General features: G+C 71.1%; 13 protein-coding genes. 9 read left to right on the plus strand and 4 right to left on the minus strand.

The genetic code is table 11. The annotated features are described in order from the left end of the window. Positions 1–229: 229 nt before the first annotated feature. Positions 230–1,012, minus strand: a complete 783-nt coding sequence (locus ACQKM2_RS40055; protein WP_427718970.1) for a hypothetical protein — start codon at positions 1,010–1,012, stop codon at positions 230–232. Between the two features lie 160 nt (positions 1,013–1,172). On the opposite strand from ACQKM2_RS40055, the gene ACQKM2_RS40060 reads away from it, so the two are divergent. The 7 genes from ACQKM2_RS40060 to ACQKM2_RS40090 all read left to right on the plus strand — a co-directional run bounded on the left by ACQKM2_RS40060 (position 1,173) and on the right by ACQKM2_RS40090 (position 7,447). Further along, positions 1,173–1,793: a phosphatase PAP2 family protein gene (locus ACQKM2_RS40060; protein WP_427718972.1), complete on the plus strand. Its 621-nt coding sequence runs from the start codon at positions 1,173–1,175 to the stop codon at positions 1,791–1,793. A 23-nt stretch (positions 1,794–1,816) separates the two neighbouring features. Then, positions 1,817–2,731 carry an A/G-specific adenine glycosylase gene (locus ACQKM2_RS40065; RefSeq protein WP_427718975.1) on the plus strand — a complete coding sequence of 305 codons (915 nt, stop codon included), beginning with the start codon at positions 1,817–1,819 and terminating at the stop codon, positions 2,729–2,731. 235 nt (positions 2,732–2,966) lie between these two features. After that, positions 2,967–3,527 (plus strand): SigE family RNA polymerase sigma factor, encoded by a 561-nt coding sequence (locus ACQKM2_RS40070; RefSeq protein ID WP_007264805.1) that lies wholly within the window; start codon positions 2,967–2,969, stop codon positions 3,525–3,527. A 38-nt stretch (positions 3,528–3,565) separates the two neighbouring features. Continuing rightward, the gene (locus ACQKM2_RS40075) at positions 3,566–4,219 is read left to right on the plus strand and encodes a hypothetical protein (RefSeq protein ID WP_427718977.1); all 654 of its coding nucleotides are present in this window, start codon (positions 3,566–3,568) and stop codon (positions 4,217–4,219) included. A gap of 34 nt (positions 4,220–4,253) precedes the next feature. Next, the gene (cseB, locus tag ACQKM2_RS40080) at positions 4,254–4,967 is read left to right on the plus strand and encodes a two-component system response regulator CseB (RefSeq protein WP_427718980.1); all 714 of its coding nucleotides are present in this window, start codon (positions 4,254–4,256) and stop codon (positions 4,965–4,967) included. Between the two features lie 10 nt (positions 4,968–4,977). Further along, positions 4,978–6,291 carry a two-component system sensor histidine kinase CseC gene (cseC, locus tag ACQKM2_RS40085; RefSeq protein ID WP_427718982.1) on the plus strand — a complete coding sequence of 438 codons (1,314 nt, stop codon included), beginning with the start codon at positions 4,978–4,980 and terminating at the stop codon, positions 6,289–6,291. 34 nt (positions 6,292–6,325) lie between these two features. After that, a complete protein-coding gene (locus ACQKM2_RS40090) occupies positions 6,326–7,447 on the plus strand; it encodes a LamG-like jellyroll fold domain-containing protein (protein WP_427718985.1) in 1,122 nt (373 codons plus the stop codon). A gap of 19 nt (positions 7,448–7,466) precedes the next feature. Here the strand turns inward: ACQKM2_RS40090 and ACQKM2_RS40095 are convergent, their stop codons facing one another. The 3 genes from ACQKM2_RS40095 to ACQKM2_RS40105 all read right to left on the minus strand — a co-directional run bounded on the left by ACQKM2_RS40095 (position 7,467) and on the right by ACQKM2_RS40105 (position 8,933). Continuing rightward, positions 7,467–8,099 (minus strand): M23 family metallopeptidase, encoded by a 633-nt coding sequence (locus ACQKM2_RS40095; RefSeq protein WP_427718988.1) that lies wholly within the window; start codon positions 8,097–8,099, stop codon positions 7,467–7,469. 386 nt (positions 8,100–8,485) lie between these two features. Then, the gene (locus tag ACQKM2_RS40100) at positions 8,486–8,740 is read right to left on the minus strand and encodes a hypothetical protein (protein ID WP_427718991.1); all 255 of its coding nucleotides are present in this window, start codon (positions 8,738–8,740) and stop codon (positions 8,486–8,488) included. Then, a complete protein-coding gene (locus ACQKM2_RS40105) occupies positions 8,733–8,933 on the minus strand; it encodes a hypothetical protein (RefSeq protein ID WP_427718992.1) in 201 nt (66 codons plus the stop codon). Before ACQKM2_RS40105 ends, ACQKM2_RS40100 begins: the two co-directional genes overlap by 8 nt. 427 nt (positions 8,934–9,360) lie before the next feature. On the opposite strand from ACQKM2_RS40105, the gene ACQKM2_RS40110 reads away from it, so the two are divergent. Further along, positions 9,361–10,656: a hypothetical protein gene (locus tag ACQKM2_RS40110; protein WP_427718995.1), complete on the plus strand. Its 1,296-nt coding sequence runs from the start codon at positions 9,361–9,363 to the stop codon at positions 10,654–10,656. An 11-nt stretch (positions 10,657–10,667) separates the two neighbouring features. Then, the gene (locus ACQKM2_RS40115) at positions 10,668–11,237 is read left to right on the plus strand and encodes a GNAT family N-acetyltransferase (RefSeq protein WP_427718997.1); all 570 of its coding nucleotides are present in this window, start codon (positions 10,668–10,670) and stop codon (positions 11,235–11,237) included. Positions 11,238–11,679: the final 442 nt, after the last annotated feature.

Consider the following 11,679-nt stretch of genomic DNA (forward strand, 5'->3'; position numbering starts at 1 on the left):
CTCCGCCCCCGGACCCCCGCGCCTCAAACGCCGGCGAGGCTGATCTCAGCCTCGCCGGCGTTTGCCCCGTACGGGCGCGCAGCGCCCGTACGGGGTCAGGGGCGGAGCCCTTGGGAACGGTGGAAGGGCGGGTAGGGGACCAGCCCCGCGCAGCGGCCCACCCACCCGCACCAGCCATCCGAACCGGCCCCGCCGGACGGAGTCCGGCGCAGCGGCGCATTAGGAAGGGTCAGTCCTGCTTCAGGACGAAGGACGTGCGGGTCACCGGGAGGCCCGGGGACTTGACCTCGACCACGTAGGTGTCGGGAGCCGGGTTGCCCTGCGGGGGGTTCTGGCACTGGTCCGCCGCGCTCGGCTTGCGGTCCCACTCCACCGACTGCTTCGTCTCGCCCTGCGCCGGCAGCCGGTAGAACGCGTTGGCCGCGCCCGTCGGGCAGTCGGCGGAGGACCAGACGGCCTTGGCGCCCGTCGTCTGGAAGATGGTGATGACCGCCTGCCTCGGGCCGAGCCCGAACTTGCAGGTGCTGCCCGAGGTGTTGCGGACGAGGAGTTCCAGACGGGGCTTCTCGTTCGCCTCGTACTCGTTCTTGACGCTCTTGACCTCCCACTGCAGCGCGCTCGCCGGGCACGTCGGCAGCGGGGAGTCCGCCGGGACCTGCGCCGGCGTCGAGCCGCCGGGGCCGCCGGAGCCGCCGGATGACGAGGAGCCCGCTCCGGCGCCGCCCGCGTCGCCGTTCTTCGCCGGGCCGGTGGCGCCGCCGCCCGAGTCCCCGCGTCCGCCCGGGGCCTGACTGATCGCCGGGCCGGTGCCGGAGGGGCCGGGGGTGATGGTGCGCACGGGTCCGGAGCCGTCGCCGCCGCCCTTGCCGTTCGTACTCGTCCTGCCACCACCGGAACTGACGAACCATACGGCGAGCAGCGCGACGAGCGCGGCGACGGACGCCAGCACGGCCCTCCGCCGCCAGTAAATGGAGGAGGGGAGCGGCCCGACCGGATTGCGCAGAGATCCCACGCACCGAACCTTACGAGAACTCGTGCCGCGTTCCGCGCCCCACATGCCGCACGTCCGGCAGGTTTTGCCGATGATCATCCTGCGGGAGCAGCCCGGAACGGCCATATCCGGCCAGGGGTCTGACACGGCCGCAACAAGGCGCCGAGTACGGTCAGTGACCATGGACAGCTCCGACTTCTATCGCGACATCACCGACTTCGCCCACACCACGCCCCATTGGGTGCAGAAGGTGGTCGAGGTCTGGACCGAGTACGGCCTCCTCGTGTTCGGTCTGCTCTACATATCCGTCTGGTGGCGTGCGCGCGGCAAGCAGGGCGGAGATCCCCGGGCCCTCGCCCTGGCCGTGCTCGCACCGCTCGTCACCGCGCTCGTGTACGTCGCGTCCGAGCTCGTGAAGTCCACCATCGACGAGGAACGGCCCTGCCGGGCGGTGGCCGGGGCGGCCGCCTCCCTCATCCCCTGCCCGCCGTACGGGGACTGGTCCTTCCCGAGCAACCACTCCGCCATCGCCGGAGCCGCCGCCGTCGCGCTGGCGCTGGCCGTCCCCCGCCTCGCGTGGCTGACGCTGCCGATGGGGCTGCTGATGGCCTTCTCCCGCGTCTTCGTCGGGGTGCACTACCCGCACGACGTCGGCATGGGCCTGCTGCTGGGCGCCTCGCTGGCCGTCCTGGCCGTGGCGGCGCTGACCGGTCCGATGATCAGGCTCATCACCGCCGTCCAGGGGAGCGGCAACCGCCTCGCCGTCTGGTTCACCGGTCCGGGCCCCGCGCGCAGGCCCTGAAACGTGCCAGGATGCCGTCTGTCATGACTGCATCCCCCTCACACGCCGCCGCCGCGCCCTCCGCTTCCTCCGCGCTGCACACCCCCGTCATCGCGTGGTTCGACGAGCACGCCCGCGACCTCCCCTGGCGCCGCCCCGAGGCCGGCCCCTGGGGGGTGATGGTCAGCGAGTTCATGCTCCAGCAGACCCCCGTCAGCCGGGTGCTGCCGGTGTACGAGCAGTGGCTCGCCCGGTGGCCCCGGCCCGCCGACCTGGCCGCCGAGGCGCCGGGCGAGGCCGTACGGGCCTGGGGGCGGCTCGGCTACCCGCGGCGGGCGCTGCGGCTGCACGGCGCGGCCGCGGCGATAACGGAACGGCACGGCGGCGACGTGCCCCGGGAGCACGCGCAGCTGCTCGCGCTGCCCGGGATCGGCGAGTACACGGCCGCCGCGGTGGCCTCCTTCGCGTACGGGCAGCGGCACGCGGTGCTGGACACCAACGTGCGCCGGGTCTTCGCGCGCGCCGCGACCGGGGTCGAGTACCCGCCGAACGCCACCACCGCCGCCGAGCGCCGGCTGGCGCGGGAGCTGCTGCCCGAGGACGAGCCGACGGCGGCCCGCTGGGCGGCGGCCTCCATGGAGCTGGGCGCGCTGGTGTGCACCGCCAAGAGCCCGGACTGCGCCCGCTGCCCCGTGTCGGGGCTGTGCGCGTGGCGGCTGGCGGGGAAGCCCGCGCACGACGGGCCGCCGCGGCGCGGTCAGACGTACGCCGGTACGGACCGCCAGGTGCGCGGCAAGCTGCTGGCGGTGCTGCGGGAGGCGGTGGGCCCGGTTCCGCAGGCGGTGCTGGACACGGTGTGGGACGAGCCGGTGCAGCGGGCCCGGGCGCTGGACGGGCTGGTGTCGGACGGGCTGGTGGAGCCCCTCGCGCACGGGATGTACCGGCTGCCGCAGAGCTGAATCCCGGGGGTGCCGCCGCACGGCCGGGCGCCCCTCGGGATCCACTCGAAGTTGACGCGAAGTTGACGCGAAGATTCCGTTTGAGGCCGGGAAACCGCAGCTCACGGGCGCTGTTACACAACCTACGGGTGTCCGTGCGCCCACCGCAGTCTGACCCGCACAGTGCCGTGACAACCCCTCCGTAACTTCGGATCCGTAAGACAGCGGAGACGGGGACGCAGTGGAGGCGGTACGCATGGCGCACGGAGAGGTACTCGAGTTCGAGGAGTACGTACGCACCCGGCAGGACGCCCTGCTGCGCAGCGCACGGCGCCTGGTCCCGGACCCCACGGACGCCCAGGACCTGCTCCAGACCGCCCTCGTCCGCACCTACGGCCGCTGGGACGGCATCGCCGACAAGTCCCTGGCCGACGCCTACCTGCGCCGCGTCATGATCAACACGCGGACCGAGTGGTGGCGGGCCCGCAAGCTCGACGAGGTCCCCACCGAGCAGCTCCCCGACGCCTCCGTCGAGGACGGCTCGGACCAGCGCGCCGACCGCGCCCTGCTCATGGACATCCTCAAGGTGCTCGCGCCCAAGCAGCGCAGCGTCGTGGTGCTGCGACACTGGGAGCAGATGAGCACCGAGGAGACGGCCGCGGCGCTCGGTATGTCGGCGGGAACCGTGAAGAGCACACTGCACCGCGCCCTGGCCCGGCTCCGTCAGGAGCTGGAGAGCCGGGACCTGGACATGCGTGCCCTGGAACGCGGTGACCACACCACGCGCTACGAGGGGCGGGAGCGGTGCGCGGCCTGAACGGCCAAAGTCTGAGCGGCAGAAGCTCGCTGGTACTCATGTCGGCGGGGACCACGGTCCTCGTCGGCACAGTGCTGTTCGCGGCCGGGTGCTCCGCCGGGGGCACCGGACTGCGCGACGGCGGGCCCGCGCGCACCGACCCGGTGGCGCGCAGCAACCAGCCCAGCGGCGGCCCCACCAAGCCGCCGGCCCCGGGCCACTCCGCCGCCGCGTCCACCGGCAGCCCGGTCAAGCGGGTCGACCCGGTCGCCCTGCTGAAGGCGGACCCCAAGGTCAGCGCCGAGATCAAGCGGGACCTGAAGCCCTGCACGGGCAAGGAGTACCCGATCGACGTGAGCTACGGGAAGATCACCGGCAGCACCGTCGTCGACGTCGTCGTCAACGTCCTGTCCTGCGCCGACGCCCTGGGTCGCGGCTCGTACGTGTACCGGTCGAACGGATCGGCGTACGAGAATGTGTTCGCGGACGAGCAGAAGCCCGTCTACGCGGAGATCGACCGCGGCGACCTGGTCGTCAGCAAGCCCGTGTACGGGCACGACGCCGCCCCCTCCGAACCGTCCGGCGAGGACGTGATCACGTACCGCTGGAACGGCGAACGGTTCACCGAGCAGGACCGGGTGCACTCGGAGTACAGCAACGTCTACAACCCCGGGATGCAGCCGGCCCCGGCCGTCTCGCAGAAGAACGACTGACCGCAACGACGATGGAACCGGAGTGAGGCTGGGCATGGCCGAGACCCACGTGCTGTTCGTGGAGGACGACGACGTCATCCGCGAGGCCACGACCCTGGCGCTGGAACGCGACGGGTTCGTGGTCACCGCCATGCCCGACGGCCTGTCCGGCCTGGAGTCCTTCCGGGCCGACCGGCCCGACATCGCCCTCCTCGACGTGATGGTGCCCGGCATGGACGGCGTCAGCCTCTGCCGGCGCATCCGCGACGAGTCCACCGTCCCCGTCATCATGCTGTCGGCGCGCGCCGACAGCATCGACGTCGTCCTCGGCCTGGAGGCCGGCGCCGACGACTACGTCACCAAGCCCTTCGACGGCTCCGTCCTCGTCGCCCGCATCCGCGCCGTGCTGCGCCGCTTCGGCCACGCCGGCGGCCCGCAGAACGGCGCGAACGGCTCCGCCGGCGCGGACGGCTCCGACGAGCGCGGCGTGCTGTCCTTCGGCGACCTGGAGGTCGACACCGAGGGCATGGAGGTCCGCAGGGCCGGCGCCCCCGTCGCCCTCACCCCCACCGAGATGCGGCTGCTGCTGGAGTTCTCCTCCGCGCCCGGCACCGTCCTCTCCCGCGACCGGCTCCTCGAACGGGTCTGGGACTACGACTGGGGCGGCGACACCCGCGTCGTCGACGTCCACGTACAGCGGCTGCGCACCAAGATCGGACAGGACCGGATCGAGACGGTCCGAGGCTTCGGATACAAGCTCAAGGCATGAGTAGAACCGCATGAGGCGAGTCACCCTCCGTACGGGGATCCGCTGGAAGATCACGCTCGCCATCGCCGCCGTCGGCGCCCTCACCGCGCTCGCCCTGAGCCTGGTGGTGCACAGCGCTGCCCGCGTGTCCATGATGGAGAGCGCCCGCGACCAGGAGCTGGAGCGGGTCCAGTACATCGCCCGCACCCCCGACGCCGGACGCAAGCCCATCTGGGGCGCCAAGATCAACGACCCCGAGCTGCCCGCCGAGCTGCGCGAGAAGGCCCGCTCCGGGCGGCGCGGCACCTACGTGCAGGAGTACCCCAAGCGCGCCCCCGAGGTGTGGGCGGCCGTACCGCTCGGCAACGGGCAGGTGCTGTCCATGCACCACCAGTTCCGCGAGAGCGCCAACATGGTGCGCGACCTGGACCGGGCCCTGGTCGTCGGCTCCCTGGCCGTCGTGATCGGCGGCTCGGCCATGGGCGTCCTCATCGGCGGCCAGATCTCACGCCGGCTCCGTGAGGCCGCGGCCGCCGCGCAGCGCGTGGCGCACGGGGACCCCGAGGTACGCGTACGGGACGCCGTCGGCGGTGTCGTACGGGACGAGACCGACGACCTGGCACGGGCCGTGGACGCCATGGCCGACGCCCTCCAGCAGCGGCTGGAGGCCGAACGGCGGGTCACCGCGGACATCGCGCACGAGCTGCGGACCCCCGTGACGGGCCTGCTCACGGCCGCGGAACTGCTGCCCCCGGGCCGCCCGACCGAGCTGGTGCGCGACCGCGCGCAGGCCATGCGGGCCCTGGTCGAGGACGTCCTGGAGGTCGCCCGGCTGGACGGCGCGTCCGAGCGCGCCGAGCTCCAGGAAGTGGCGCTGGGCGAGTTCGTGTCCCGGCGGGTGGCCTCGCTGATGCCCGCCGCCTCCGTACGGGTCGTCGCGGACGAGATCGTCAGCACGGACCCGCGCCGGCTGGAGCGGATCCTGGGGAACCTGCTGGCCAACGCCATGCGGTACGGGCGCGCCCCGGTCCAGGTCGACGTCGAGGGCCGGGTCGTACGCGTCCGGGACCACGGGCCGGGCTTCCCCGAGGCACTGCTCCGCGAGGGCCCCAGCCGCTTCCGGACCGGGTCCACGGACCGGGCCGGCGTCGGCCACGGACTCGGCCTGACCATCGCGGAGGGCCAGGCCCGGGTCCTGGGGGCCCGGCTGACGTTCCGCAACGTCGCGGCCCGGGGCGGCGCGGAGAACGAGGGCGCCGCGGCGGGCGCGGTGGCGGTGCTGTGGCTGCCCGAACACGCCCCGACGGCGACGGGCAGCTTCCCGATCATCCAGCTCCCGGGCTGACGGCCGTTCCCGGCGATGTTCTAGCATCCCTGCCATGACTGACGGTACGGATCGCCCGAACAGCCCCCAGCCCGGCCCCGCCTCGGGGAGCGGCGGCTACGGATTCCCGCCGCAGACGCCGAACCCCTACCAGTCGGGGCCCGCGCAACCGGCGGGAGGCGGCTTCGGCCCGCCTCCCGCCCAGCCCGAGGAACCGTTTCCCTCCCCCGCCACCGCGCCCATCGCCTCCGCGTCCACCCCGTCCACCACACCGGACTGGCAGGCGATGGCCGACGCCACCGAGGCCCGGCAGCGCAAGCGCAAGCGGCTGACCATCGGGATCGGGGCGCTCGCGATCGTCCTGGTGGCGGGCGGCGCGGGGTTCTTCGTGCTGAACGGCTCCGACGACGACCCGAAGGACCCGCCGGCCGTCGCCGCCTCGGACTCCCCCAGCGCCTCCGGCGGCCCCACCTCGAAGGGCCCGGACGGCAGCAAGAACCCCGAGGACGACTCCCCCACCGTGCCGGGCGAACCGAACCTGCTGCGCGACCGCAACGGCAAGATGGGCATAGCCCTGAGCCCCGGCGCCTCGCTCGGGGAACTGGCCAACCGGACCGAGGTCCGCTTCAAGGGCGCCCCGGACTCCTACGCACAGGGCGCCGAGGCCGCCGTGGACGTGACGAAGAGCTTCACCGTCTCCACGCGCGCCTACAACGTGTCCGAGACCGGGCCGCGCATGGCGGTCAGCCAGGGCGACGGGGACTCGTACTCCTTCGAGCTGGGCTTCGAGGTCGTGAACGGCAAGAAGGCCTGGGTGTTCCGGGTGCAGACCGGGGACAAGGGCCAGGCGGCCACGGCCCAGCAGGTCGTCGCGGACAACGTGGACACGACCCGCCAGTGGGCGCTCCTGACGGGCACCTACGACGCGGAGAAGAAGACCATCGCGCTCTGGGTCGACGACAAGCAGGCCGGCCAGGCGCAGGTCTCCGGCATCTGGGCCGGCCCCGGCCCCCTCCAGCTGGGCCGGGCCCGCCACCACGGGATCTGGAGCGCCTCCTGGATGGGTCCGCTGGACCACATCCGGATCTTCGACCAGGCGCTGAATCAGGAACAGATCACGGGCCTGAAGAACAACAAGATCGGGAAGGCCAAGCCCACCCACTCCTGGCTCATCTGACCAGGGTCGGCCGGACCGGTCAGACGGTGACGCCGGCGTTGCGCAGGAAGGCCACCGGGTTGACGGCCGAGCCGTAGTTCGGGGTGGTGCGGATCTCGAAGTGCAGGTGGGGGCCGCTGCTGTTGCCGGTGTTGCCGGACAGGGCGATCTGCTGGCCGGCGGAGACCTTCTGGCCGATCGAGACCTGGATCTTCGAGAGGTGCGCGTACTGCGAGTACGTGTTGTTCGCGTGCTTGATCACGATGGCGTTGCCGTACGCGGGACCGTCGCCGCCGCCGTTCGGGCCGGCCTTCACGACGGTGCCGGCGCCGGCGGCCTTGACCTTGGTGCCGGTCGGGACGGCGAAGTCCTGGCCGGAGTGCTTGTGGGCCCACATGCTGCCGCCCTTGCCGAAGGTCGCGGACAGCGTGTAGCTCTCCACGGGCTTGGCCCACAGGGAGGTCTTCGCGGCGGCAGCGGCGGCGTCCGCGGCCTTGGCCTGCGCCTCGGCCTGGGCCTGGACGGCGGCGACCTCGGCGGAGACGGACAGGGTGCTGGGGGCCTCGTCGGCGAAGGCGGCGGTCGTCCCGGCCCCGAGAGCCAGCAGCGCACCGAGACCGGTGGCGGCGACGGCGATACGGGTACGGCGGGTGCTGACGCGCTTCGCGGACATGTGGAGACCTCCGGGGCCGGGGACAAGGGCGCTTGGGCAAGAAAGATCCCGGCGCTGCGGACCGAACCGCCACTGCCGGGCTTGCCCCACCTTGGTAACCCGTGCCCCCGGGCTTCCCCAAACGTCCCTTTTACTACCCCGACTCGTAGCCGCGCGGTGGATCTCCACGGTCTTGACGGCACCCGTACTGCACGTACGCAGGGACAAACCAGGACACCAAAACCTACGACAATTCCTAGTAGGTCCGATTTGCCCTGTGCGGCTTGTCACCGCCCCCGGGGCGTTTGCCGGGGTGGGGGCAGACGGTGCGGGCCGGCTAGGTGCCCGGCTACCCGCACGAGAGGTTGATGTGGGCGCCCCGCGGAGCCCCCAGGCGCGACAGATCGCTACGCGCTCCTCTGATCTCGGCGGCCGGCGGCCGTCTTGGGCTGGTCCGGGGCGGGTTCGACGTTGGTGACTGCGGTGGTGAATTCGCGGCCGCATGCGCCCCGGATGTAGGCGAGTTCCATCCAGCGTTCGATGCCGGTGTCGGAGACGTTCTCGTTGACCACCGCCATGAGGACGCCCTCGATTCCCGAGGCGACGTCTCGGACACGACGGCTCAGGAGCCGGTGCGGGACGTACTCGTACCGGTCAGTCATCAGACGACTCCTCGAAGCTGCTGACGAACTGCTCCCAACCGGCGAGCGCACGATCGACCAGTGCCGGACTCGGGCCGCTGCCGAAGGTGTGGTGGTCAAGCACTACGCGCGCGGCCACGAGGGGCAGAACGACATCTCGCAGACAGTCGGCCTTGAAGGCGTCTGACTCGGTGGTCCGCTGCCAGCAGTCCACCGGATCATGGTGGACCGTCCAGGAGTAACCACAGGCAGCACAGTGACCCACGACGCTGCCGCAATATCCGACTCGCAGCGGCGCAAGCTGGCCACAGTCGCAGTGCACGTGGTCGGCGAGACAGCTTCTGTTCGAGTGCTCAGCTCCCGCATCTGTGTGCTCCTGATCGGCCCTGCTCTCGGCGCGGGTAGTCCCGTGGGACGTCGCACGCATGGTCACCTCGCCAGCATGTCGTTGGAAATGCGTCACCTGGTCGTGAGAAGTGAACCGTTGTGGGAGCGGGCACTCCAGGCGGTAGAGCGGAAGCTCAGCGGCAGTTCGCGGGCAATGGCCGGCCTGATCACGGGGAATTTGCTCCCTTAGGGTGCACTCGCCGCTTCTGGCCGCCTACGTTGGGCCACGGAGACCTCGTGACAGGAGCGATGCGATGCGGTCCCCCGCCAATCAGGTGCTGTTCGCGGCCAGAACGGCAAAGGGCTGGTTCTCGCAAGAGCAGGCAGCCCAGGAGATCAGCAGGGCCGGCGCCCAGGCGCTCGGTCGTCGTGGGTACACGATCAGCGTCCGCACCTACAGAGCCTGGGAATCCAAGCGTCCGCCTTGGCCGCGCTCGGACCAGGCCACCGCGCTTCGTGCCGCGTTCGGCGTCGGCCCGGAAGCACTCGGCTTCACCATGGCGCCGGGGCTGGTGTTCCACAGGCCCATCGACGACCAAGGAGTGGTTCCGCCTGTGGAACGGCGAACCGCCCTCAGCACAGGAGTGGCTGTCATCGGGCTGCCCTGGCTCACCCCGTCGACTGCCACCATCGCGACACCACACCGGGTCGGCCGTGACGAGGTCGAACTGCTCCAGGCAACAATCGCCGACCTTGACGCCATCGACCAGCAATTCGGGAGCGATCGGCTGTGGCGGTCCGCCCAGTCCCACCTCAGGTACGTGCACCTCCTGATAAACGAAGGCTCCTACGAGGAGGAGATCGGGCAGGAGCTTCACGATCTCGCGGGGCAGCTCACCACATCGCTCGGATGGTTCTGTTACGACGCCGACCAGCACGGGCAGGCCCGGGTGTACTTCTCCGAGGCCCTGAACACCGCCATGCTCGCGGGCAATGAGGAGCTCGCCACAAGAACTCTTTCGAACATGGCTCGCCAGTCGGTCGACTTGGGCAAACCGCGCGAAGCAGTCCGGTTCGCCCGAAATGCGGAAAGCTACGCCGCCAAATGGTCGGCCCCGGCCCGAGTAACGGCGCTCCTCGCGATCCGGACAGCTCACGGCTACGCCCGACTCGGGGATGAGGTGAACACGTCGTTCTTCATCAAACGCGCCTGGAGGGCCTTCGACCAAGGCACCACCGATCGAGACCCAGCATGGACAGGCTTCCTGAACGAGGCCGAACTCACCTGTCTGGAAGGGATGTGCCGGGCCGACCTGGGAAGCCACAAGCAGGCCGTTCGCCTCCTCGAACGCTCTGCGCAGCTCCAGGACGTGACGCGTTCACGCAATCGGGGAATGTGCCTGGCCCGCCTGGCTCGGGCGTCCGTTGGCAGTGCCGACTTCGATCGCACCGATGTGGCTGCCAAGGAGTCGCTGCGGCTCATCGAGTCCGGCCAGACATCGACTCGCACCCGACGCCAGCTCGCATCGGTCAGGGAAGGCCTGCGCCTGTACCAGGATGTCCGACAGGCCAGAGAGACCATGGACCTGCTAGCCACCCACATCGCCTGAACGGAGCACCCATGCCTGCGGAGATCGACTTCTTTCGCCACGCCCCTGAGCAGGCCCGGACCATCACCGATCAGCTACTGGCCGTCTACTCCGTGGTGTACGACGTCCCGCCCTACGCCGGGGACCCGTTCTTCACGGTGGAGACGTACGCCTCCCGCCTCCAGGCCGCGTACGACATGGAGGGCTTCGAGGTCGTCACGGCGTACCTGCCGGACGGTTCCATCGCCGGATACGTCCATGGTGTGACCCTCGCGCCCGACCGTGCCTGGTGGGATTCCCTCCTGCAGGAGGGGAAGGTGCCGACAGACGCGGAGAAGGCGGCCGAAGCCGGCGAGGTCTTCTGGCTGAGGGAGCTGATGGTCCTTCCCACGCACGCCGGCCGGGGTCTCGGCCGTGCCCTCCACGATGCGATGGTCCTGGGCCGCAAGGAGCCCTGGACCGCCCTCACCTGCATCACGGACAACGAGCCCGCCCGCTCCGCCTACCCCCGCTGGGGCTACAACGTGATCGGCCGCATCAAGCACGCCCCCGAATCCCCGGTCTACGACGCCATGATCCTCCCGGGTAATCGGGGCGCGTGAGGCGGTGCACCGTGTCAGGCCCCTGGGCCGGCCTGGTCGTCTTCTCGTGCGGGTATCAGCCCAGGACCGTCGCCGGCCGCTGAGATCAGAGGAGCGCGTAGCGATCTGTCGCGCCTGTCGGCTCCCTGGGCTGCTCTTTTCGGCCTCTCGTGCCGGCATCAGCCCCAGGCGGTCGTCGGACGCCAAGCCGGGAGGAGCGCGTAGCGATCTGCTGCGGCTGGAGGCTCCGCAGGCCGCTCTGATCAACCTCTCGTGCGGGTGGCCGCGCACCCGGCCCGGAATCGCAGATGTGGGGCCCGTACGCATGGCGGGCCGGCCCCCGGCCCCTCGTCTCGTCACTGACGGAACCGCTTCTCGCTTCTCTCCCCCTGTGACCGTTCCTTTTGGGGGTTTCCCGGCAGTCTTTCGGCATTCCGGGGCGGGACGGCCTGTCAAGGGTCGC

It is taken from the genome of Streptomyces sp. NPDC004126 (genome assembly GCF_050275515.1).
GTDB lineage: Bacteria > Actinomycetota > Actinomycetes > Streptomycetales > Streptomycetaceae > Streptomyces.